Annotated in this window: 15 protein-coding genes and 1 pseudogene; 5 read left to right on the forward strand and 11 right to left on the reverse strand. The window is 38.4% G+C overall.

Features of this window, described 5'->3' with window-relative positions:
- The first annotated feature begins 499 nt into the window (after positions 1-499).
- From ACSR9O_RS24285 to ACSR9O_RS24295, 3 genes are read left to right on the forward strand one after another with little or no spacing between them, the layout of a single operon-like run.
- A complete protein-coding gene (locus ACSR9O_RS24285; protein WP_101225636.1) occupies positions 500-2,074 on the forward strand; it encodes a spore germination protein in 1,575 nt (524 codons plus the stop codon).
- A gap of 26 nt (positions 2,075-2,100) precedes the next feature.
- Entirely contained in the window at positions 2,101-3,207 is a 1,107-nt protein-coding gene (locus ACSR9O_RS24290) for a spore germination protein (protein ID WP_101225635.1), read from the forward strand.
- Positions 3,191-4,405, forward strand: coding sequence for a Ger(x)C family spore germination protein (locus tag ACSR9O_RS24295; protein ID WP_491725242.1), 1,215 nt, complete (start codon positions 3,191-3,193; stop codon positions 4,403-4,405). The genes ACSR9O_RS24290 and ACSR9O_RS24295 overlap by 17 nt, the downstream gene beginning before the upstream one ends.
- Positions 4,406-4,523: 118 nt before the next feature.
- On the opposite strand, the gene ACSR9O_RS24300 is transcribed toward ACSR9O_RS24295, so the two are convergent.
- A complete protein-coding gene (locus tag ACSR9O_RS24300; RefSeq protein ID WP_491725243.1) occupies positions 4,524-7,709 on the reverse strand; it encodes a biotin/lipoyl-containing protein in 3,186 nt (1,061 codons plus the stop codon).
- A 37-nt stretch (positions 7,710-7,746) separates the two neighbouring features.
- Positions 7,747-8,439, reverse strand: a complete 693-nt coding sequence (locus ACSR9O_RS24305; RefSeq protein ID WP_491725244.1) for a hypothetical protein — start codon at positions 8,437-8,439, stop codon at positions 7,747-7,749.
- A gap of 1,275 nt (positions 8,440-9,714) precedes the next feature.
- Here ACSR9O_RS24305 and ACSR9O_RS24310 point away from each other — a divergent pair.
- A complete protein-coding gene (locus ACSR9O_RS24310; protein WP_402945184.1) occupies positions 9,715-10,065 on the forward strand; it encodes a hypothetical protein in 351 nt (116 codons plus the stop codon).
- A 241-nt stretch (positions 10,066-10,306) separates the two neighbouring features.
- Here ACSR9O_RS24310 and gnd read toward each other — a convergent pair whose 3' ends face one another.
- The 4 genes from gnd to ACSR9O_RS24330 all read right to left on the reverse strand — a co-directional run bounded on the left by gnd (position 10,307) and on the right by ACSR9O_RS24330 (position 15,423).
- Positions 10,307-11,710, reverse strand: coding sequence for a decarboxylating NADP(+)-dependent phosphogluconate dehydrogenase (gnd, locus tag ACSR9O_RS24315; RefSeq protein ID WP_427575342.1), 1,404 nt, complete (start codon positions 11,708-11,710; stop codon positions 10,307-10,309).
- Between the two features lie 79 nt (positions 11,711-11,789).
- A complete protein-coding gene (locus ACSR9O_RS24320; protein ID WP_101225629.1) occupies positions 11,790-13,136 on the reverse strand; it encodes a GntP family permease in 1,347 nt (448 codons plus the stop codon).
- Between the two features lie 18 nt (positions 13,137-13,154).
- Positions 13,155-14,699: a gluconokinase gene (gene gntK, locus ACSR9O_RS24325; protein ID WP_101225628.1), complete on the reverse strand. Its 1,545-nt coding sequence runs from the start codon at positions 14,697-14,699 to the stop codon at positions 13,155-13,157.
- Positions 14,692-15,423 carry a GntR family transcriptional regulator gene (locus ACSR9O_RS24330; RefSeq protein ID WP_491725245.1) on the reverse strand — a complete coding sequence of 244 codons (732 nt, stop codon included), beginning with the start codon at positions 15,421-15,423 and terminating at the stop codon, positions 14,692-14,694. The genes gntK and ACSR9O_RS24330 overlap by 8 nt, the downstream gene beginning before the upstream one ends.
- A 548-nt stretch (positions 15,424-15,971) precedes the next feature.
- Between ACSR9O_RS24330 and ACSR9O_RS24335 the strand changes: the two are divergent.
- Positions 15,972-16,172 (forward strand): annotated as a pseudogene (locus ACSR9O_RS24335) (hypothetical protein); the annotation flags it as partial.
- Positions 16,173-18,025: 1,853 nt separating this feature from the next.
- On the opposite strand, the gene ACSR9O_RS24340 reads toward ACSR9O_RS24335, so the two are convergent.
- From ACSR9O_RS24340 to ACSR9O_RS24360, 5 genes are all read right to left on the reverse strand, one after another.
- On the reverse strand, positions 18,026-18,733 hold the full coding sequence (locus ACSR9O_RS24340; RefSeq protein ID WP_101225625.1) for an SH3 domain-containing protein: 708 nt from the start codon (positions 18,731-18,733) through the stop codon (positions 18,026-18,028).
- A 338-nt stretch (positions 18,734-19,071) separates the two neighbouring features.
- Positions 19,072-20,403, reverse strand: coding sequence for a peptide MFS transporter (locus ACSR9O_RS24345; protein ID WP_101225624.1), 1,332 nt, complete (start codon positions 20,401-20,403; stop codon positions 19,072-19,074).
- A gap of 692 nt (positions 20,404-21,095) precedes the next feature.
- Positions 21,096-21,731, reverse strand: coding sequence for a response regulator (locus tag ACSR9O_RS24350; protein WP_230178645.1), 636 nt, complete (start codon positions 21,729-21,731; stop codon positions 21,096-21,098).
- Positions 21,728-23,068 (reverse strand): sensor histidine kinase, encoded by a 1,341-nt coding sequence (locus ACSR9O_RS24355; RefSeq protein WP_101225622.1) that lies wholly within the window; start codon positions 23,066-23,068, stop codon positions 21,728-21,730. Before ACSR9O_RS24355 ends, ACSR9O_RS24350 begins: the two co-directional genes overlap by 4 nt.
- A 533-nt stretch (positions 23,069-23,601) precedes the next feature.
- Positions 23,602-24,285, reverse strand: a complete 684-nt coding sequence (locus ACSR9O_RS24360; protein ID WP_452445363.1) for a TetR/AcrR family transcriptional regulator — start codon at positions 24,283-24,285, stop codon at positions 23,602-23,604.
- Positions 24,286-24,562 lie beyond the last annotated feature (277 nt).

The following is a 24,562-nucleotide window of genomic DNA, read 5'->3' on the forward strand; positions in this document are numbered from 1 at the left end:
TCAAGTTGATAAATGCGACATTTCCCAAAATCAGTTAATATTTACAAATAATTCTCAATTTTCAGTATATGTTATTTCGAGCATCATTTCAATTTGATATTGATATTTTTAAAATTATATTTCAAATCGTGAGCATAAGTCATCCACAGTTCAAAGAAGAAAAACCAATGTTTATTAAAGCTCACTATTATCAATGAGTCATTTGGATAAATCGCTGATATCCATTTCGCCTCTACTTTGCGAAGTATAAATTAATGGCAAATACGGCTAATGGCTTTTTAACTTCATTGCATAAGAAACATAGAAGATATTAATACTATTTGAGAAATAAAGGAATTCCAGCTGCTATCTGAGACAAGTTTAGGGTGATGAAAATGTGGAAAACGATTGTTTCCTACCTTCCAGAATGGCAGGTTTTTATACAGGCTTTCATTGTGTTTGTTATTCCGTATCTAATCAGCAAATTGTTTAATTTGCTTCGCACCTCAAAGGATGAGTGATGATGATGAAAGAGTGGATATCAAAGATTGGTAAAAAAGGAAAGGGTAACGAAAAAGACAAACAAGAAGCATATACCTCCCAAGATTCAACACATCAGTTTACAGATAATCTTAATTTTAATCTTGAATGTGTTAAGCAAGAAATTGGCCATAATTGGGATGTGCATTTTCGGGAATTTAATCTAGGGCGAACCGGTATACGGTCAGTTATCATTTTTGTGGATGGACTATCGGATAAAGATCTCATTGATCAGCATATCATGCCATCATTGATGGTTGATTTTTCAGCAGAATATAAACAGAACACTCCCTACCTCAAGGGAAGCATTTCAAAAGAATTCATAAAAAATGAAGTGTTATCCATTAGTGAAATAGAAGCTGTCCGTTCCATTAAAGAGTTAGCGTCTAAAGTACTAACAGGTTCTACCGCCCTTTTAATTGATGGATCATTGGATGCGCTGATCCTAGGAACTGCAAAACATAAAACAAGGGCGATCGAGGAACCGGTATCAGAGGCATTAGTCAGAGGTCCACGGGTCGGTTTCACTGAATCATTGAGTGATAATACATCTTTTTTAAGGTGCAGTGGTGAAATTGAGAATTTATCGTTAGTAAAATTCCAAGTAGGAAAGCGTTCAAAAAAAGATTTGGTTGTCGCTTACATAAAAGATATTGTTGATCCCGAATTGGTGCAAGAGGTGGAAAATCGAATTAAGAAAATTGATATTGATAGTGTGCCGGAATCAGGTTATGTAGAGCAACTTATCGAAGATAATTACCTTAGTCCTTTTCCGCAGGTACAGAATACAGAGCGTCCTGATCGGGTGATCGCTGCTTTGATGGAAGGTCGAGTGGCCATCTTGTTAGATGGGACGCCATTCGCTTTGATCGTTCCGGTTACATTGAGCATGATGTTGCAATCACCGGAAGATTATTATGAAAGGTGGATTCCTGGCACATTCATTCGTATGCTTCGTTACCTCGCAGCTATTCTGGCTCTTTTTACACCCTCTTTGTATATAGCTTTCATCTCATTTCATTCAGGGTTGATTCCGACCAAACTGGCCATCTCCATTATCGGAACCAGGTCCGGGGTTCCGTTTCCGGCACTTATCGAAGCATTATTCATGGAAATGGCCATAGAAATTTTGAGGGAAGCAGGACTGCGATTGCCTAAGCCAATCGGTCCCGCAATGGGAATTGTCGGCGGTTTAATCATTGGGGAAGCTGCTGTACAGGCAGGGATCGTTAGCCCTGTTTTGGTCATTGTAGTAGCCTTAACCGCCATTTCATCATTTTCCATTCCGCACTATAGTATTGGGATTACATTACGGATTCTGCGTTTTCCAGCTATGATTTGTGCTGCTACATTTGGATTATACGGGGTCATTCTCTTTTTTCTTTTAATGGTCAGTCATTTAGTGAAATTAAAAAGCTTTGGTGTGCCTTACTTGAGTCCAGCCGTTCCTTATCGCTTAAGTGAGTGGAAAGACCTGATAGTGCGAATGCCACTTATGATGATGAAACGCCGTCCAAAGATGTTGCATACAAAAAACCCCATACGTAAAGGATAACCTATCGGTGAAAGGGTGGTTAAAGAATGATTCTCAGCCCGAAAGACAAAATTACAACTCCACAAGCAGCTGTCATTGTCATCAACTTCATACTCGGCACAGGATTACTCACCCTACCCAGATCATCTACGGAAAAGGTACAAACACCAGATGTATGGATAAGCGTTATTTTAGGCGGAGTCATCACAATAACCGCGGGGCTGATCATGGTCAAATTAAGCCAACAGTTTCCCGAAAAGACCTTCTATCAATACATCAATGCAATTGTAGGAAAATGGCTGGGTGGGTTACTAAGTTTAGTTGTAATATGTTACTTTCTTACAACTTCCAGTTTTCAGCTCCGTGCAATGGCGGAAGTAATAAGGTATTTACTTCTGGAGGGTACGCCTACTTGGGCAATCATCATGATTTTCATGTGGGTAGGTCTTTATCTCATCATCGGCGGCATTAACCCGATGGCCCGTCTTTTTGAAATTATTTTACCTTTGACAGTTATCCTTTTTTTGGTTGTTACCTTCATGAGCTTTAAAATATTCGAGATCGATAATCTGCGTCCGGTATTAGGAGAAGGAATCGTCCCTGTACTGAAAGGAGTAAAAACAACGGCTCTCGCTTTTTCAGGGCCTGAAATCATGCTACTGCTTATTCCATTTATGAATTCACCAAAAAAAGCAGTAAAAGCCCTGCTTGTTGGAGTATCCATTCCATTGATTTTTTACGTGATAACGGTCGTAATGGTTATCGGGGCATTATCTATTGATGGAGTGGTCATGAGAACATGGCCGACACTTGATCTTATCCGAAGTTTTGAAGTCGCCGGGTTGATCTTTGAACGGTTTGAATCTTTATTGCTCGTTGTCTGGATCATGCAAATATTCGCCACATTTACGATTACATTTTTTGCAGCCGCTTTAGGGCTGGCTCAAATTACGAAAAAAAGCATTCACCCATTCATGTTTGGTTTGCTTCCGATTCTCTACATCTTTGCCATGATTCCGAAAAATATCAATGACCTATTTAAGCAAGGAGATTTCGTCGGCAATATCGCCATGTTTTTATTTGGTTTACTCCCCCTTCTACTGCTTATCATCTCAAGAATAAAGGGAGGGAAAAAATATGAAACAATCACATAGCAATACGCGCCCCCTCTACATTTCCCTCTCTGTTCTTTTGTTCTTATCCCTTACAGGATGTTGGAGCAGTCATGAAATTGAAGAGCAAAGTTTAGGTATAGGTTTGGCATTCGATAAGGCCAAGCAGTCCACCATCGAGAAAAAGTTAAACGAACAAGGGGGGGGGTATTCAAAAAGGAACCTGATTACTGCAACCTATCAATTCATCACTCCACAGGTAGCGAGTTCGACAACGAAACAATCCGGACCACAACAAAAATCTTATGTTAATGTTTCTGAAACTGGAGACTCCATGCATCAAATGGTTCGTGAATTATCACTGAGAAGTGAACAACCCGTAACCGCGCACCATATGAAAGTGGTTGTTATCGGTGAAAACCTTGCAAGATCGTATAAGTTGGAACAAATACTTGATCAAAATCTACGGGAAAGTGAGCTTAGGCCAAGCTGCCTTGTGCTCATCAGCAAAGGAAGAGCAAGCAAAACACTGGAAACAAAGAAGGCAGGAGAAATTCCAGCGTTCCGTCTGGCTGGCATTGTAGAAAATGCATATCGAACAACGAGGATTTTGCCCCCCATGTCACATATTAAAGTAGAAAGCAAGATCAAATCAGGGTCTAGTTTTCTGATGCAAAAAGTTCTATCAGCAGATGGGCAAGTCAAATTTGCCGGAGCTGCCGTAATCAATGGAAAGACGCACAAAATGACTGGTACTTTAAATGAAGAGGAACTGGAGGGCGTAACATGGATAACAGGTAAGGGAAAAGGCGGTGTAGTGAAAAGCTTTGATAAAGAAACCGGTGAGCCGATTGTATATGAAATAGAGACCATGAAAAGCAGTATCATACCACGTGTTAAAGGAGACAGCATCTCTTTTGATGTAAACATTGAATCAGTGGGGAGACTATCTGAAAACTGGGTAGTTTCAGGAGATACTTTTAAAAATGAATTTCTAAAAAAAGCAGAAAAATCATCAGAAAAAGAAGTGAAACGCTTGGTGGGGAATGTTTTAGAAAAAATGCAAAAAGAATACAAAACGGACGTTGCCGGCTTCGGAAATCGATTGAGAATTGAGCACCCCAAAGTATGGAATAAGGTCAAAAAGGATTGGGACCAAACATTTAGTGAAGCTCCGATCAACTACGATGTAAAATTAACTCTTAATGATTATGGAACAACAGGAGGATCAAAGAAGTGAATCCTCTGAGCTTCTAGCATTAAGTGTTGGAAATGAAACTATTTATACATATACGATGAGCATGAAAAGGCCTCCCACAGTAAACTGCGGGAAGCCTTTTGATTTTCCCAACGAAAAATCAGCTTAATCCCACTTTAGTAATTTCAGATAAATAATCCCCACTTAAAATCGAGCCTTCGTCTGCAACAACATATTCGATGACAGTCGGGCTTATGGTTCGAATATAAACAAAGGCCGAATCATCCACATGCTCAATTCGAAGCTTTTTCCTCTGTGCCTGCTTAATATCAAGCTGGTTGGTACTAGCTTCCGGCAGGCTTGTGTAATAAATTTCAAAATCTTCTTCTGACGCATCAATGAAAAGATGCCATTTGTTATACTCTTCTTCTTGATCAATCATTGTTTTTAATTTACCTTTTCTCCCGATGCCAAGAAAATACTTGAACTTTGATTCACCATTCACCATATCGCGGTCAATAACTTTTATACTTCCGCCTTTTCTGCTTTGTACAAGTCCAAAGGCAACGCCCGTTTTTCCTGTAGGAGCGGTTAATATATCTCGGTTAATCACTCTGTTTCTCTCTTCTTGCTTTAAATAAGCGCCTTCTGTCCCCAGTGGCGGGAGAATCTCAAAAAGATCATTAGATACTTCTCCCCAGTTTTGAGTGCTCTGCACTTCCCTTTCAATCCATTTATTAAATAGATTCATGACGACCGGGGATTTACTTGAATTACCTGCAAGGAGGATATTCACTTTATTAATTCTACTGTGTTCTGACCGGGCAAAAGCGCGCCTTAATGACTCAAAGAAATTTTTAATGCCTTTTTCAATTCTTTCCTCAATCAGTTGTTCCATTTCATCTTGATCGATCAAAAGTTCCACATTGAGTTTTGCGTGACCCGCTTTGTCAAACAAGTCAGCCCGGATCATGCCTTTTCCAAACTGTTCTTCATACCGTTCATGCCTTTCCCAAAGCGGCCTTAATTTTTCTACCAATTGTTTCGTATTTAAATAGGATTCTTGTGACTCATTTATCAGCGTTTCACTTCCGGGAAATTTCACACATTCTGCTGGGAGAGTAAAAGGAATGTTTAGCTCACGCATTGTTCTTTGGTTGTTTTTAAACACTTGGAACGCCAAAAGCTCTAGCATGTTCTCCCCACCTAAATAACGGTCCCCTCCCGCTGCAAAATGCTCGATGACATAATCATACCTGCTTTCTTTCAAGCCCGCTTCACGCCAAATCCCAAAATCAAAATCTGTCGTTCCTCCACCAAAATCAAACACGCCATAGTACGTTTTTTCATCCTCTTCAGGTTCAAACCCGTATTCCTGTAACGCACACACGGCATAGGCAGCAGGTTCACTCGCCCCAGCGGTGACACGAAACTTTTTCATTAATTCTTCATCCTGCTGAATCGGCATAGGAAGCGTCTTTTTTAACCCACGCTCAAAGCACTTTAGAATTTTTTCCCTTACCTCTTTTTCATACGTCACCGGGAAAGATAAGGTGTAGTCCAGGTAAATTCCATTGTTCTGGTTATTGATATACAAACCGAGGTAGTAGGCATATAATTCAATTGGATTGATTTCCTGATCGGTTAAGTCCAAAAAGGAACGCAGTACAACGGCATACCCCCTCTTGTCCTTTAATCGGAGTTCGTTATTCTTTTCTCCAGCCCACTGCTTTAAATTATTCAATATAGAATAATAATGGTCACTCTTTCCATTCATCAAGTTGTTAAGGGCATTGTGGGAAACCGTCACATCCTGCCACCTTGTATCCGGTCTTCCTTCTTTTTCTTGATAAAGCTCCAGGAAATGTTCTAAATCGATAAATTCGATCACGGTTGGATTTTCATAATGCCAGTCTTGTACTTCCGTGTTAAGGTAGCCAATCCCTATACGCATGGGAAGAGTAAAATCACTTTCTTCTTGATGGACGACCACTGTACTTTTCGTTCCAAAGTCAATACCAACTATGCCGTCCTCCCTGATATCCATTTTAGGGTTTCTGGCCATTATTTCTTCGTTCAGTTTTATCGTTAAAGGTTTTTCAGCAGAGTGGACAGGCCATAAATCCCAATGTCCCCGGTTTGGATCTGTTAACATCTTTTCGTCATATGTATCAATATCAGCTCTTACTTTTTCAGATTTTAAAAGCTTCTCATAAAACGTCTTGGAATCGATAGCGATCGATGGCAATTCTTTTAGAAAACTTTCCTGATCTAAACCCTTTAATTGATATAATGCCAGCAAATACTCATACTCCTTCTGGCGTTCTGCGCTTAATCCGCTTGGTACCAATCGGTTTTCCAGCCAGAGATGGAGAGCCGTTCGGTCATTGATTTCAAAGGCATTTTCCCCATTTAAACGGAAAACGGGAACGAAAAATCCTTTTCCCAGCAAATTTGTTTTTTGATTTACTACATCGAAGCTTTGAATGTCGTACCCGTTGGATTTAAACGCTATCGATTTAGAAGAGTTAGCCGTTTGATTGGCAAATATCCTAGAAATGGAAGGATTTTTACTCACGGAGTAATCATCTAAAGCTAGTATTCTCTTATATACAGGGTGATCGGTTGTATTGAAACTTTTCGCAGCTTCTTCCCGTGTCATGGCATCACCCTTAAAACCGGAAACGTCCAGATGCTTTTTGTAGTCAAAATCCTCGTCCACTAATTCATAGTATTTTCTATAAGGAAATAAAGCTGCGATGTTGTGATCATATATAATATTCCCATTATTCATGTAAACCCATCTGGAACGGAGCATCTTTTTAATGTCTTGAAAGAAGCTCGCTTCATCCTTGAAGAAGGTTTCTTCTGCACTCTGATATAAATGGCTGATTAAAGATCTCACTTCTTTATAAGTCATTGAAATGGTAGAGACCGGAACGGTTTGGGAATCAGGTGAGAATAGAACCTGCTCTTCGTTCTTATTCATTAAGTATATGGAACTGTCTATGTTGTTTTTTTCAGCTAAGCTTGTTACGTTCTCATGCGGCTCTTTATCTTCTATCGTTTCTTGTTTTTCAACTTCTTTTAATAATTCTTCTGAAATTGCATCACCAGAATCCAAATAACATATCAGATCACCAATCTTGACTATAGTGTCCTCCGCTACATTCAATTCTTTAAGGGTTCCTTCCTTTTCTGAAAAGAGGTCAAATTCGATGCCCTCACAGCTGAATTTGGCTAAGCTTTCGCCAACCGTAATATAATCGCCTGGCTGTTTATACCATTGCATAAGAAGGATTTTTTCAATGCCTTCTTCAATCTCTGGGATAATAATCGATGTCATTGTATTTCTCCTTTAATATCATTCTCTTTTTCGCCTGCTAGATTCTCACAACCGATTTTTTTATGGTTTTACCATTAATGCTTATATAACCCGGCAGCAGGATGTCCGTAATGTTCCCTGATATTTTGCTATTGAGGGCCCTTATGTACAAGTCTTCCCTGAAGACCTCATTCATTTTCACTTGCTGTATTTTATATAAAGGGGTATCGTATGTTTTACCGTATTCTTGAAAGAAATACATAAAAAGGGCGAGCAAAATCTCTCTTTCCTGCTCTCTTCCTTCCATAATCTCGTTTTTAATAAAATCCCACAAAGATGAAATGTTTTCATATTGCACACCACAAACAATGAATTCCTGCACCGACCCGCCCTTGAAAATTCCTTTTAACGAACTTTTAGTGGTTTCGGATAATTGATGAACAGCTTCGTAAAGTTCTTCCGCTTCCCGATAGTCAGCTCTTCTCTTTTGCAATTCAGTAAAATAGGCTTCCATTTTCTCATTTAGATGGGTAATCTTTATTTGGTACTCACTAATTTCCTCTTTCTTCGACTCAATCTCTTGTTGGAGTCTTGCTATTTCTTTTTCTTTTCCTCTCAGCAGCTCCTTATATTCCCCCATTTGACTAAACGAGGCCGCTTCAGCTATTGCTTTTATCTTTTCAATGACCCTTTCGTCTTGAAGGGAAACCATTAATGACTCAATAAAACCATCATCTAACTCTTTATTCATCTCTTCACTCCTTTCAAAGTGTTAACCAAACCTATTCGCTCTGTATATGTATGAAAAGGTTTTTTTGCCATAGAAAAAACCCCTCCCAGATAGACTGTTAGGAGAATACAACCATAACTTATATTCCAAGAAAGCAGTAGTGAGATTACTTATTTTCAAAAATGCGTATATACCGTATTAATGAAGTATTGATAATATGATGCTTACTATCACTTTTCACAATAAAATACTCACAGTGCTCCATCCTTTTCAAGACTTCTTGTAAAACATCCTCTTTTTTACTGCTCAATCCTTTTTTTATTTTCTCCCACTTAACATCAGCGTCAAGAGTATAACAAACATTGAATTCCTTTAACAGGTTAATCTTCCCCTTAAATGCTTTAGTTTCTTTATCTGTTTTTATTGTTAATATCTAATCCAAATTCAATAATCAACAGTATTAAATCATGTGATTTTTCCTCAATCCGATATACTGTCTCCATAGTACTACTTAATAATATTCGTTATGATCATATTGTTTAAGTGGGTTGAAATAACTAGGGTTAAACAGCCTGCTTACTGGATAAGAAAAGGCCTCCCATCAATAAACTGTGGGAGGACTTCAACTTTAAAGACATTCACATGTTAGATGAGCACCGATGATTACACATGCTCCCCATCCTATACAAACGCGAACAAAAAAAGCCCTTCTCGTTTGAGATGGCCTCTAGTTATGCTGTTTCAGCGCAATCATTTAACTTTTAAATCGCATTGCTTGATGCTAGTGGATTCTTGATTGTTCGCATACATGTTTGTATGGGAGCTTAAACAAATTATCCATAACAGCAGTAACACAATCCTCGCAATAATAATTGACGAACTCTCTACCTTGTTCAAAAAGTGGTGTCATCGTATCTATGTCAGCCCATTTAAAACAGTAAATACACATTTGCCTCATGATATATCACTCCTTTTTCATGCAGAAATAATTGGTAATAATCAAAAGAAGAATATGTGCTACCTGTCGACATCATTCATGAAACGCTACTCTTTCTTCGTAAGTAACCCAGACCATTAATAGGCACAGCATAGAAATAAACCGCTATCATTTATATACCACTTTACCTGAATATTAAACCACCCCAAAAACATTATTCGTTGCCGTCGATCTTTTCACCAAGATTCTTTCTCTTTTGGTGGAATTTCACCCAGGATTAAAATTTGCGTTTACTCCGTTTCCTGATTGGAAATAACATAATAAATCTTTTAACTATAAACAGAGTAGGAGTGATATTTTTGAAAAGGCATTCCAAAAAAATCAAACATAAAGCAAAAACTACTTTGAATAAAATAAAGACTAATATTAAGGAAACATTATTTGATATCTCAGACATTCGAGCAACATCTGTACAGCAATTGGCTGATTTTATACAACATCACCCTGATACAAAAGTCACCAAGAAACAAATGCTTGGAATTTCCTATGCCTTCTATAGTTTAGAAACAGAAGGGTATCATTATTATTTAGAAACCAACAAATCCAAAATTTTGCAGTTGGATGGGTATTATAAGAATAAAAAAATGGTATCTTATCGATCATATAGGGATTATTATCAATTAAATACACCATTTAAATTTCCCATCTAAAATTTCGAGTCTAAGTTATTTAAAGACTTGTACAATTTGAACATTGTTTTACCTCTCAAGAAACTCACTTTCCTCGCAGGAGTCTCACACCAGTTCCAATCAACTTTGTTTTAACATTTAAATGGACCCCTTTTGTTACATAAAAAAAGAGCTGCCAAAGCAGCTCTCTTTTTGAAGCAAGGTACCTTCTCCAATTCATGAACGGTCATTGATAAATGCTTGTCTCTTTTGTCTCTTTCCATCACTGCCAGTTTGTGTGAAAGACCCCTGCTAAATCACGTCGCTCATAGGTATGTGCCCCAAAATAATCACGTTGTGCTTGCAGTAGGTTAGCATTTGAAATGCCTGTACGATAACTATCGTAATAAGTAAGTGAAGAGCCTAAACATGGAAACGAGATGCCAGAATTTATTCCCTCACAGACAACCTTTCGCAATCCTGCCTGGTAATTTGCAACCTTTTCAGCGAAATATGGTGAAATCAATAAATTGGCCAGATTCGGCTGCTCTTGATAGGCTTCGCTAATGACATTTAAAAATTCTGCCCGAATGATGCAGCCGCCGCGGAAAATAAGCGCAATATCCTTTAAAGGCAAGTCCCAGCCGTTAAGTTCAGAACTCATTTTATATTGAGTGAAACCCTGCGCGTATGCACAAACCTTGCCCATATATAATGCTTGCCTAATATAGTCAATCCACTCATTTTTATCTAATTGTTGCTGAACGTTCTCAGGCCCTGTTAGAATGTTTTCTGCATGAACCCGTTCTTCTTTTAAAGCGGAAATGTAGCGAGCAAACAAAGACTCGGTAATAATGGATGCTGGTATTCCGTTATCAATTGCTTGCATACTGGTCCATTTCCCTGTGCCTTTTTGTCCTGCCTTATCAAGAATCACATCGATCAAGGGTAAGCCCGTTACTTCATCTTTCTTCCTTAAAATTTCCGCTGTGATTTCGATTAAATAACTTTTCAGTTCGCCTTCATTCCATGTTTCAAAGATGTCAGCAATTTCATTAACCTCTAAATGCAATTTTTCTCTTAAAAACGTATAAGCTTCGGCGATTAATTGCATATCTGCATACTCAATCCCGTTATGTACCATTTTTACAAAATGACCTGCCCCTTTTGGACCGATATAGGTACAGCAAGGAGCATCATTTACTTTGGCTGCGATTTTTGTCAGGATTGGAGCTACTTTTTCATAGGCGTCCTTATCTCCGCCTGGCATGATTGAAGGTCCTTTTAACGCACCGACTTCCCCACCGGAAATACCAATTCCTACATAACTGAATCCTTTAGATTTCAATTCATCATATCTGCGTTCAGTATCTTCGTAATGGGAGTTACCGCCGTCCATGATAATATCGCCTGATTCAAGATGAGGAAGTAATGAAGTGATCACCGAGTCGATCGGTTTACCCGCAGTCACCATAAGAAAAATCTTTCTCGGTGTTTCCAGTGACTGAACAAAGTCTTGGATCTCGTAATATGGATGAATCGACTGACCGTCCAATTCAGCAACAAGCTGATCCGTTAAATCTCTTGTGTAGTTATAGACAGCCACTTGTTCCCCTTTACTAGCCATATTTAAAGCGATATTACTGCCCATTACCCCTAAACCAATGACACCAATTGTATTGTACATTTTATTTCTGCTCCTTCTATGTAAGAATAATAGGCAGTAAATCCCTGCCATAAGTGGGGGATTTACTGCCGGGAAAGGCTTATACAAATAAGCTTAGTAATAGAATAAATCCTAATCCAGCTACTGAAATAATTGTCTCAAGCAAAGTCCACGTTGCAAATGTTTCTTTCATGCTTAAACCAAAATACTCTTTAAACATCCAGAAACCAGCATCGTTAACGTGTGAAGCGATTAAACTTCCCGCTCCTGTCGCAAGTACAACTAGAGCAAGGTTAACGTCCGTCTGACCTAACATCGGAATAACTAAACCAGCTGTCGTTAAGGCTGCAACGGTAGCAGATCCCAATGAAATACGCAGGATTGCCGCGATGATCCAGGCAAGCAAGATTGGTGATAATGATGTTCCTTTGAATAATTCAGCTACATAGTCACCTACACCGCCGTCGATCAATACTTGTTTGAAGGCTCCGCCGCCCCCAATGATCAAGAGCATCATTCCGATATGCAGAATCGCTGATGTACAGGATTCCATAATATCTTTCATAGGAATCTTTCTTGCTAACCCCATTGAATAGACCGCAAATAATAAGGAAAGTAACATGGAAGTACCTGCTTCACCAATGAAACGGATAGCTGCCAGTAAACCATTATCTTCAAATCCGATTGTTTTTTGCATCAAAGTGATAATCGTAGCAATTGACATTAATATAACCGGAAGTAAAGCGGTAAATACACTGATTCCAAATCCAGGTGTATCTTCAAGTTTAAATGATTTTTGTTCTCCTAAAGAGGCAATGCTGCCTGTTTTCGTAAATGATTCAGGTACTAATCTTTTTGCTATTTTCGTAAATACTGGTCCAGCCAAAATAACGGTTGGAACCGCAATGATGAAGCCATAAAGTAAAACCTGGCCAATGTCTGCACCATATTCACCAGCAATAACGGTTGGTCCTGGGTGCGGCGGTAAGAAACCGTGTGTTACGGATAATGCCGCTACCATTGGAATACCAAGATACAATATCGAAACTTTTAATTCCCTTGAAATCGCAAAAACGATTGGAATCAATAATACTAAGCCCACTTCAAAAAATAAGGCGACACCGATAATAAATGACGCTGCCACGACAGCCCATTGAATATTCTTTTCCCCGAATTTTTTAACAAGGGTCATGGCAATGCGTTGCGCTCCGCCTGAATCTGCGATCAACTTACCCAACATCGCTCCAAGTCCAAAGATTAACGCTAAGTGGCCAAGTGTTCCGCCTAATCCAGCTTCAATGGTTTTGACAATTCCGTCAAGTGGCATCCCAAGTGCTAAAGCCACTCCAAACGAAACAATGATCAAGGAAATAAAGGTGTTTAATTTTAAGCCCATTATTAAAATTAATAAGGCGACAATTCCTAAAGCGACAATAACTAATGGCATTGTAATCCCCCCATGTCTTTACTTTGCAGCATTTATTAAGTTTCTTTGATAATCCGCAATCTGTGTATACTCGTTTTCCAATACCCTTGATAGGTTAATGAAAATCGGCAGCAGCTGCCTATATTCTTTTACAGAATCAGCTATCGGTGTGTGCTTGTGGGTATTGCCTATCATTTCAGAAACTACTTCGAAGGAATCAATTTCCCCAGCGGCATATAACCCTAATATACAAGCACCAAGGCATGAACTTTCGTAGCTTTCTGGAACTACGACTTCCGATTCGAAGATATCGGACATCATTTGCCGCCAAACCGCCGACCTTGCGAAGCCTCCCGTAGCTTGAATTCGGGTCACGGGACCGTCCATGCATTCGGTTAAGGCTAAAAATACTGTGTATAAATTGTAAATGACTCCCTCTAGAGCCGCTCGAATCATATGTTCTTTCTTATGCGACAGTGTTAATCCGAAAAATGAACCCCGTACGTCCGGATTCCATAATGGTGCACGTTCACCTGCAAGATATGGATGGAATAACAATCCATCAGCGCCTGGTCTTACGCGTTCGGCAATCTTGGTCAAAACTTCATAAGCGTCGATTCCGAGTCTTTTAGCCGTTTCCACCTCAGAAGAAGCAAATTCATCGCGAATCCAGCGAAGGACCATCCCGCCATTGTTTACCGGCCCGCCAATCACCCAATGCTTTTCCGTTAAGGCATAGCAAAAGATTCTTCCTTTTTCGTCTGTTTTCGGCTCGTCAATAATCGTCCGAATCGCACCGCTCGTCCCAATCGTGACAGCGATTTCACCTTTACGGATAGCGTTTACACCTAGATTTGAAAGGACACCATCACTTGCCCCAATGACAAAAGAGGTTTCTGGATCAATCCCGATCTGTTTGGCTAAATCCGGGTCACAGTTGTTAAAGATTTTTGTTGTTGGTACGAGTTCAGATAATTGATCACGCGTTATTCCAGCAATTCTTAGGGCTTCCTCATCCCAATCCAAATTTTTGAGATTCAACATGCCCATCGATGAAGCAAGGGAATAATCGACCACATATTGATCAAAGAACTTTTTAAAGATATATTCTTTAATCCCGATATATTTTTTAACATTGGTTGCGATCTCCGGGCGATCATTCACGATCCAGGTGATCTTGGATAATGGCGACATCGGGTGAATCGGTGTTCCGGTTCGTTTGTAAACTTCATGCCCATCTAATTCATCCTTTATTTTATGGGCCCAAGCTTCACTGCGATTATCTGCCCAAGTGATGCATGCGGTTAGCGGCTGGTCATTTTCATCCATAGCTATAACACTATGCATCGCACTGCTAAATGAAATGAATGTTGGTTTTTTATCTGGATGCTGCTTCGTTATATTTGAAAAGGCTTTCAGAACAGCCTGGAAAATCTCCTCAGGGTCTTGTTCCGCCGTTGTCATATCCGGTGTGTAAAGAGGATAGCCAATATTCTCTTGCTGGATGACATCGCCTTTTTTCGTGAATAGTACAGCTTTTGTACTTGTTGTACCGATGTCTACACCTAACATATAGCTAGTCATTTTCTTGTTCGACTCCTTTTGAAAGCATCTGTTGGGCCATCCATAAGTCTTCAACTTTCTCTTGAACATCATCAAAGTTTTCATGTAACGACTTAATCATGATGTCTCGATCTTTTGTTTTGATCGCATCAATATAAAGTTGATGATTATTTATGATCCGTGTAAAGTCTTCATACTTTTCTTTAAAACGACTGCGCATGGATAGAAGAATCAAACTTTCCATCACAGGTTTTAAATTATCCCAGATCATCAGGATGTAGGAATGATCGATGGATCGAATGATCGTTTCGTGGAACAGAACATCCTGATAGGAAAACTCATCCGCATCAAGGTATTTTATGGACACTTTCATCATTTCCAATATTTTACTAAGTTCCATTACCAATTCATTCGTGTTCAACCTTACTAAACGTTCAAATACAAACGTTTCGATGAGTATACGTACATCATAAATTTCTGAATACTTTTTTTCTGTTAAACCAATGACGACCGCACCCATTCTTTCTAATCGGATGATATTTTCAGAGGCCAGTATTTTTAACGCTTCACGAACTGGTGAGCGGCTTACACCAAAATCAGCAGCTAATTTATTTTCAGATAGGATGGCACCGCTTTCAATCATCCCCGAAATAATACGCATTCTAAGCTCGGATGTAACACGATCACCAGCTGAAGCTTTTGAAAGCCATTTTACAGGATAAAGAAATTCCTTTGATTCAGCCATATATTCACCTCTATTAGAGTTCAAGTACACTTGTATACAAGTATTATAATCTTAAAATAATTAGTAATGCAAGTTTTTTAAATTCAATTGGATTCTCGTTAATATAGTCAAGTTTATTGGGAGTTTAGAAGGTTCTGGGGCAAAAATAATGACGAACCACAGGGTGGTAATATCTGTTAATCAAGGGATTAAGCAGCTACTCTGAACAACTTATGAATGAATCCAACGTCATTTTGGGCAGACTTTGCCCGTTGATGAGGTTAGTACCCTATTAGAGATTGCACGTTACTGGTCCGGCTAGTATAGGTTGCTACTTGCGGGGGATCTAGCTGCCTTCCAGATAGCCCTCATTCACCTATAAAAAAAGCTATCACTGATAAACCTGCTTGCGTTTGTCTTCGGCCTTGCCTTGTTCTCTTTGACTTGCTTCTAGGTCTTGTTGTGATGTTCGAGCGAGCACAGGTCGCTACTCGCGGCGATTTAGCTGCCTTCAGTACTATCGTAGGTTGTCCCTCATTCACCCCTGTATATTTCTTTAGTACTGAAATGTAGGTGGTACTGCATCAATTATTATTCCGATTGTGATTGGCTTCCTGGCCCAGGGCGGTAATTTTGCTCCTGCACTTACCCCTATTGCTTGTATAACCTTCGCAGGAGCACTGTCCTACATTTTCTTGGTTGGTAAAATCGAAAGGGGGCAGGATTTTGCTGATGTTGATTTACGGCATGGTAAGAAGTTATCGAGCTAATTATGAATGCGTAGAATATCTACAAACAACAAAGCAGTGCATCCCGAAAATTTGGGATCACTGCTTTGTTGTTTGTAATTCAAAGGAGCAGGAAAGAAAACTTCTTATACTCTAGAGACCTGTCTCTTGGTAAGGCTAAATAATATAGAAGCTAAATGCAGTAATTATTGCTTAAACAAGCTTTTTGCAAAAGGCCGATAAGGAGTATTATTTTGTCGATATCTACTCAGAATTTGTAGATATTTCTCGGGAAATTGTTGAAATTTGAAAATAGTGATTGCGAATAGTTGGAACAAAGGAATTTCTACTTTTGATTTGTTTGCCTTAGGTTTAAATAGTTATTAACGGAAATTAACACCTGAATATCGTAAAGGAGACTAAAATAAAGGTAATGAATCCTTTTCTTATTGAAGTAATGCTTCGTAATGGTTTTTTTGTTGTTCAGTTTTAAGCTGTGACATGTCGTTTGTCAGTTAGATGTTCATTTCACGTGTAGCTGTGAGTTCATTGGTTAAAAGATTAAGCTCTCTTTTAATTGAATGAGAGCATGGGTTAAATTGTCATATGTATCGGGTATCGCTATCTCTGTTTTATTGGTTCCTTCTCATCTTACTTTTTCTTGATACAAGGGTCTTTAGCTATATCGTTTAGGGGGCTGCCCGTATCGCGTAACACTTAAGCGTTTCGATGTCGGATTGAACGAAGGAATGTGAATTTACATATTTTAACAATTGATATCCATTTCGCTCTAAGTTTTAAACATACTTACGAACATTGATTTTGCATCTCCACTTCTTTGCCACTTCCTTGAAAGAGGATCCTCATTCATTCGGATGTATATACTGTCGCATATCGGACCTTCCTTTCTATTAAAGATGAAGGTTCCTTGGATTTATTTTCATGTTATATCGCCCAGCGATACGAAACACACAAAAGAACAGATAGGCCCCTTTCTTGAGGAACACTATTGAGGACATAGATCTTGCTGGAGCTGGGAAACCGTTGGTTTAAGCTGTGACATATCGTTTGTCAGTGGACGTTCATTTCAAGCGTAGCTGCGAGTTCATTGGTAAATCTCATTTATTTGTTTGGAATTATGGGTTAAGTTGTCATATATCGGGTAACGCTATCTCTGTTTCATTGGTTCCTTCTAATCTATCTTTTTGTAGATACACAGGCCTTTAGCTGTACCCTCTAGGGACTTGTCCGTATCGCGTAACGCTATGTGCGCTTCAATGTCAGATTGAATAAAGATAGGCAACCACCATCTTAAAACCTCATATCCGTTTCGTTCTAAGTTTTGACCATACTTTTGAACAGTGGGTGTGCATCCCCTCTTCTTCTTCCACTTCCTTAGAAAAGAATACTCGTTCATTCGGAGGTATATCATGTTTGCATATCAAACGCCGCTTTTCTATTAAACCTAAAGGTTCGAATTTATTTGCAAGTTATATCGCCCAGCGATACGAAACACACAAAAAAAGAGCCGATCAATCCCTGTCTGGAGCACCTCTAGTAAGGATGACTCCTATTTTTGAATGCAAGGTGTATTTTGTTTTAGATGCATATCGCTTAAACAAATCCCCAATGAATTTCAATTGAGCCTTTGGTAGAACGTCCGCTACATTGGTATCGCCGAGCATTTACATAACAGGTGCCAAATCCTGTAAAGTTGAAAGATTCTTTCTTAATTCTATTTTTCAGCTACGCGAATCATATATGACACTATGAATTTTTAGGATTCGCATCTCTATGCTTTTATCCATCATTATTTATTTAAAAAATATTTATTAAATGTTTCATCATCAATAACAAATCAATACACAGCTAGGCAAAAAACCTTAACAGTCACCTTATTTTCTGAATATGGAGAAAAGCGCCCGCCATTTTTCGGAACGTTTTTGTATAGTCTCTTCTAAACGTTTATTAAATTCATTTTGTGAACTCCATTCCTTTTTCTGTTCGTCCCGCATATTTTGTATTTCTTTTTGTAAGAGTTCACTTTTTTGTTTTTCTTGTTCCAGCAATGTTTCGTAATGGGTATTTTGTTGTTCTGTTAATTGTTCAATTTTAGAATTAGTTCTTTGCGCTGAATTTCCAATACTAGAACTTATAACATGATGATCTTGCTGGAGCCGGGAAACCTTTGTTTTAAGCTGTGACATATCGTTTGTCAGTTGGACATTCATTTCACGTGTGGCTGCCAGTTCATTGACTAAAAACATTAAGACCTCGTTTAATTGATTGGGGTCGTGGGGTGAATTTTCATATGTATCGGGTATCGCTATCTGTGTTTCATTGGATCCTTCTAATCTTTCTTTTTGTTGATATACAAGGTCTTTAGCTGTATCGTCTAGGGGCTTGTCCGTATCGCGTAGCGCTATAAGCGCTCCGATGTCAGATTTAACAAAGATACGTCGATCTCCATCTTTCAAAAACTCATATCCATTCCGCTCTAAGATTTGACCATATTTTCGAACAGTGGGAGTTGCAATCCCCACTTCTTCTGCCACTTCCTTGGAAGAGAAAGCTCGTTCATTCAGTTGTATATCGCGTCGCATATCGGACCTCTTTTCTATAACTAGTTGTATCTGTAGTCTACCTGACCTTAAATTTTCTGTCTAGATAAGTATAGCCTATCCAGAAGTCGTTAGGGATAGCGATAAGATTTCCTTTTCCTTTCTTCTGATTTGTTTACTTACATTAGCATTCCATACCATTCAAATTGATGAAAGACTCGTGAAAATGCTGAAACACAATAAGATTAAGCAAAAAGAAATAAAACTTCAGAGAATCGTTCCTTTACACCAGTTTGGACCGATTCTATTATTTTTTCACACTAAAAAAAGCTCGACCCAAATGGCACATTATATGCCTTTTGGGTCAGCTCATTTTTTCATTATTTCATCAGCTTTGCTACTGGCTTCGAAAGAAGCAATAAAACAATACCTAAGCCAATTGTTACAAAACCAATTACACTGAAGATTTCCAGGTAACCTAAAGACTGCGTATATGCAGCTAATTGTCCGGCTACCATATTAGCTACCGCGGAGCTTGCCAGCCATACTCCCATTAGAAGAGAGGCAAGCTTGATTGGAGCAATTTTACTTACCATTGATAAACCAACTGGTGAAATCATTAATTCGGCTAATGTATGAAGGAAATACGTTACAATCATAAACAGGATGTTTACTTTCAGCGCTGTATCATTTCCTGTATACATAACAGCAGGAAGCAGTACTAAGAAACCTAAACCAACAGTGACTAAACCAAGAGCCATCTTCGTTGGGGTTTTTAAGTCACCTCGTTTTGAGCTGCCAAGCTTGTACCATAATGCAGACATAATTGGCGCTAAAATCACGATGAATAATGGGTTCAATGATTGGAACCAGGCAGTTGGAACCTCAAAACCAAATACATTCCGATCAATTTGGTCATTAGCATACAATGTCAATGAACTTCCTGCCTGCTCGAAAGCGGCCCAGAACGCAATAACGAATACTGCCAAAATAACGATAGCCGCTGTACGTTTTTGTTCTCTTTTCGTTAACGGTGCAGCTGACTTTTGACCAGCTGTAACTTCCGGTTTGCCAGTAGGTTCTTTACCGATATCGCCTAAATAGCGATTTCCTAATAAGTTGAAAACTAACTGCCCTACAATCATGCCAATTGCTGCTGTCAAGAACCCATATTTATAGCTCATCAGGCCAACTACTAATGGTGCGAAGAAAGCCCCAACATTAATACCCATATAGAAGATGGTGAAAGCTCCATCACGACGCGGATCGTTGTCTTCATAAAGATCACCAACAATTGTCGAGATGTTTGGCTTGAAGAAACCATTACCGATAATCAATAAACCAAGACCAATGTAAAGCGCTGTCAAACTCTGACTTGAGAATAGCGAAAAGTTACCAAGCGCCATTAAAATACCGCCAATTGTGATTGCCAATCTTCTGCCTATGAAACGGTCAGTCAAGTATCCGCCAATCATTGGCGTAATATAAACGGCACCAGTAAAGAATCCGTATATGCCCATAGCCGTAGATTTGTCGACTCCAAGCCCGCCATTTACAACAGTTGCTGTTAAGTAAAGAACAAGAATTGCTCTCATTCCGTAATAGCTGAAGCGCTCCCATGCCTCAGTCGCGAACAGCATATACAGTCCTGGAGGATGCTTTTTCCTGGACTGGTTTGGCTGCTGAACATCATCTTTTAAAAGTGCTTGCATAATAAAGTCCCCCTAAATATGGTTAAATATTAAACCATCCACCAATCGTTACTTTCACAAAATTATTGCATGGTTTTTATTTTAATATATAAATTATTGATTTCGTTCCACCTACGCCTAATACGATGATGCCGACGCATGCCATCCAACCCACCATCAGTAAGCGTTTACATTTCTAATCTTGACTCTGGTGCAAAAGAAATCAGATAGCAAAATCTACTTATAAATTCATTCATTTTACTCGAAGACGTTCAATGAAGACATTTGAATTTTAAAGAATCTTTAGTGTTGTAAAATAATTTTATATTATCAGAAAATATAAAAATACAGAAAAAAAAGAAAAAAAGTCCTACTGCATTAGCGGCCTTTGCAGCAACGGAGACCCCCATTATAATAAAAAAAACTGCCTTGTTTTAAGGCAGTTTCAGACTGTTGACAAACTCGATTTTAATTAAGATTACCTACATTATTTTTGAGGGAGTTTAAAATATGAACGTTGATTTCTCTCCAGGCACTCGCTTTCCGCGGGCGGTCCGAGAGCCTCCTCGGCGCTCTTGGCGCCTGTGGGGTCTCCCTTGGGAGCGCTTTTCCCGCAGGAGTCTCGTAGCTTCCGTACCAATCAACTTTGTTTAAAAATTCAGATGAACCCCTTTTGTTTACAAACTCAAACTGCCTTGTATTAAGGCAGTTTTTTAGTCAACAATCCATTGATATAAATTTTTCGGTCTTCCTATTTTTTGATAACTCACAATAGTTTCCACTTTTCCTTCATCAAGTAAATGCATAATATAGCGATAGACGGTCGGATAAGCCAAACCAACTTCTTTAGAAATTGTATCAACAGAAAAGGGTTCACGATTAGAATTCAGAAAACCACTAACGTGACAAAGTGTTTTCTTACTAATTCCCTTTGTTACAAATACATCCTTTTCTTCACTGGACTTTTGCTGCGGAGCTGATTGAGTTAATTTTGCAAGGCGAGCATGCAGTTGAATTCTTGAAATCAAATCAGGCGCTTTTACAGGCTTTAACGCAAAATCCGTTGCGCCTGCTTCAAGAAAGCGATCAGCAATTTCCTGTCGTTCATCGACTGTTAATACAAGAATCGGAACATCAGCATTAAGTTTACGAAGCTCACCCACTGTTTTTATTCCGTCCATTTCCGGCATATGATAATCAACTAAAACAACATCTGCTCCTTTTTCTGCAAACACATTTAACCCTTCTTTTCCGTTGTTAGCCGTATCTACATTCCAGCCGGCAAATTCACAAATTTCACTTAGCATATATTGAATTGATGCATCATCATCAATGACTAAAATGTTCATCTTGACACACTCCTCTCAGCTAGTTTAATCCAAATTATTGTCCCGTGCCCAAGCTTGCTGTCAATTTCTAAAGATGCACCATGTCCTTCAGCAACTTGTCGTACGAAAGCTAACCCCATCCCTGGATGCGATTTCGTACTGAACCCAGCTTTCCATATTTTCAGCTGCTCTTTAGGTGAAATCCCTTTCCCATTATCTGATACGCCCAACCAAAGTTCATTTTCATAGGTTTTCACCTTAAGCAAAATCTTGCCATCCTCTATTCCATTCACTGCATCGTAAGCATTGTCAATTAAATTCACTAATGCCCTCGTCATTCGGATTTTATTAATTAAAATTTTAATTTCAGGATCTGTTTGAAACTCTACCTTCAGATTAAGATTTGTCCCGCTCAGTCTGCTTGCTTCGACGTATTCAACTAAATCTTTTATACGGCACCAATGTTTTTTATCATCATATAAAATCTCGGAAATCATGTCGCTAACGGAATGAATCGATGATGAAACCTTTTGACAATATTCTTTAATTTTAGAATCGTCCACTTTCAAACTAATTAAAGAATTTAGCCCCTCAATTGCTGTGAGAGGTGTTTTTAAATCATGGACCAGATATAGTGCTTCTCGTCCTGATCTTGACTGCATTGCTTCCAACTGCGCATAATGAAGCTCTTGCTTTATCCGCCATTTTTGTTCAGCTAATGAAAAATACACAGCTAAAATAACAGCATTAATAACAAAAATTAAACACAAAGTTAAACTGTACAATGTTAATGATTGCTCAAATCCAATTTGAACCGCTATATCTTTTAATTCCTTTGAAATCGACCCTTGGCCAAATCCATATTTAGATAAAGAAGGAATCTCATTCAGCCATTCAATCCCAAAGATTAATTGGGAACAAATAATCGTTTTAATAATTGGCTTTAGCCTATCCTTTTCAAAGGCTTGCAATAATAAGATTGCTAACAACAATAACAATGCATATGCGCTAAATGAGTATGTTAAAGAATAATAAGCATTTATCACGATATAGTCGAGAGGAATAACAATAAGAGGAATGATAATTTTTAACCATGGACGGTTTAAACGATCACCAATTTCGTCTCCCAACAGGAGTGCACCAATATAATGAAACAAAGCTAAAACTGTATTTAAAGAAATTAACAAAAAAACGGCAAGCATTAACTTATTTCCTGTTTCTTCACCTTCTCTTAATGAAATAAGCAAATCAGTAAGACCAATTTCGTCAGGACCCAACCACGATAGTAAGAATACCCCGAATAAAATCACTCCGATTTTCATCCATATTGTCCAAGACTTCATAAGACTAGATATCATAATCATTTCACCTTTAATAGACTAATTGCCTATAGAATAGAATGATAACCATTCTTTCATTTCGTATTTGTTTTAAATTTATGTATTCCCTTGCATAATCTCATTATACGCAATTCATAGTAATTGTGAAAATTATAAAAAAATGGGTTTTGGGTGCAAAAATCCGAACAGCTTGCAAGTAATCTCTAAATCTTGAACAAAGCATTATGTACTTGAACTGATTCTAACGTCATTTTTAACTGAGGTTTTATTTCATTCGCGGATGGCTAATATTCAATAGGTATGTCCCCGGTTAAACGACCTAAGTTATTCAAGAAAAGGGCGCGTTTCTGGGGCAAGAAATGCGCTCTTAGCAGCCCCGTGCCTTTTCATAAGGAAGATTGAGGAAGGTAAACAAAAAAATAACAGGGAATAACAAAATGAATATTCTTATCCCAAGCCTTCTCGATTAAATAGAGGAGGGCTTTTTCGATGTCGCTGCGAAAACAAATATATAGTAAATTTGTAAGTGCCAAAAGGATGGTAAGATAATGCTACTGCTGATTTGCATGATCCCTTTTATGAAATAGATTTGCGTTGTGTACAATCTCTGTTATATAGTTCATGGTGATTTTTGCAGCCGTTTGAAAATCGTAGCTTTTGCGATTATTTAAGATATTCGTAAACATTCCCTGCCATACTAAAATGGTTAATTCATTAATTGCATCAACGTTTTCCTCTTTAATGTAGCCCTCTTTTAGTGCAATTTCTAAAAAGGATCGCCCTCTTTTTGACACATTACGTTCGAATAGGATAGTCTTTAATTCTTCAGGAATGTTAATCAAATCAGAAGGATAGATTTTATAATAGTCTTCGAGCAGCTTTTCCGGTTGATCAGCTAGGTCCATAATAAAAACCGCATGGAAAATTTGTGGTTGCTGAAAAGAGTGATTACAAAAGCATTCCCATGCTAATAAGTACTTTTCAATTGGATCTTTTCCTTTTTCAATATAAACAGCTACCTCATCTGTGTAGCATTTCAAGAATTTCATTGAAGCGAAAAAAATCAAATGGGAGACCTCAGAAAAATAGTTATAAATGGTTGCGCTATTATAGCCCGCTTTATCCGCAACTTTTCTTATTGTTACATTCTCTAAACCTTCTTCTTCGATAATTTCAGCTGTTGCATCCACAAAGTATTTCCACATGCGGCCCATTTGTATTTCTTTGTTTTTCATTTTCTATTCCCCTCACACTTTCAAAAAAAATATAGGTCCATTTCAATCACTGAACCCTATAAAACGAAGCTTTCTGTATTCTTATCTTTATTTTATAGGGGCGTGCCAATCAATAAAGTGCTTATGGTTAAATTATACCAAACTATGGCATGGAAGCCGAAAGAACATTAGCCCACAATAAAAACGTATAAAAATAGAAAGCTGGCAAAAAACAAAACGTTTATCGCCAGCCTTTTTACATTTTTGGGGGTCTTTAAAAAACCTCATTATTCTATCA

Source organism: Peribacillus sp. B65 (genome assembly GCF_058513295.1).

Coding starts and splice junctions, on each gene's coding strand:
- ACSR9O_RS24360 (WP_452445363.1), bottom strand. CDS start 24,285: ATGAAAAACAAAGAAATACAAATGGGCCGCATGTGGAAATACTTTGTG.
- ACSR9O_RS24300 (WP_491725243.1), bottom strand. CDS start 7,709: ATGACATCGATTATTATCCCAGAGATTGAAGAAGGCATTGAAAAAATC.
- ACSR9O_RS24320 (WP_101225629.1), bottom strand. CDS start 13,136: ATGCCATTAGTTATTGTCGCTTTAGGAATTGTCGCCTTATTAATTTTA.
- ACSR9O_RS24305 (WP_491725244.1), bottom strand. CDS start 8,439: ATGAATAAAGAGTTAGATGATGGTTTTATTGAGTCATTAATGGTTTCC.
- ACSR9O_RS24330 (WP_491725245.1), bottom strand. CDS start 15,423: ATGGCTGAATCAAAGGAATTTCTTTATCCTGTAAAATGGCTTTCAAAA.
- ACSR9O_RS24355 (WP_101225622.1), bottom strand. CDS start 23,068: ATGATATCTAGTCTTATGAAGTCTTGGACAATATGGATGAAAATCGGA.
- ACSR9O_RS24295 (WP_491725242.1), top strand. CDS start 3,191: ATGAAACAATCACATAGCAATACGCGCCCCCTCTACATTTCCCTCTCT.
- ACSR9O_RS24285 (WP_101225636.1), top strand. CDS start 500: ATGATGATGAAAGAGTGGATATCAAAGATTGGTAAAAAAGGAAAGGGT.
- gntK (WP_101225628.1), bottom strand. CDS start 14,699: ATGACTAGCTATATGTTAGGTGTAGACATCGGTACAACAAGTACAAAA.
- ACSR9O_RS24350 (WP_230178645.1), bottom strand. CDS start 21,731: ATGAACATTTTAGTCATTGATGATGATGCATCAATTCAATATATGCTA.
- gnd (WP_427575342.1), bottom strand. CDS start 11,710: ATGTACAATACAATTGGTGTCATTGGTTTAGGGGTAATGGGCAGTAAT.
- ACSR9O_RS24290 (WP_101225635.1), top strand. CDS start 2,101: ATGATTCTCAGCCCGAAAGACAAAATTACAACTCCACAAGCAGCTGTC.
- ACSR9O_RS24340 (WP_101225625.1), bottom strand. CDS start 18,733: ATGCGACGCGATATACAACTGAATGAACGAGCTTTCTCTTCCAAGGAA.
- ACSR9O_RS24345 (WP_101225624.1), bottom strand. CDS start 20,403: ATGCAAGCACTTTTAAAAGATGATGTTCAGCAGCCAAACCAGTCCAGG.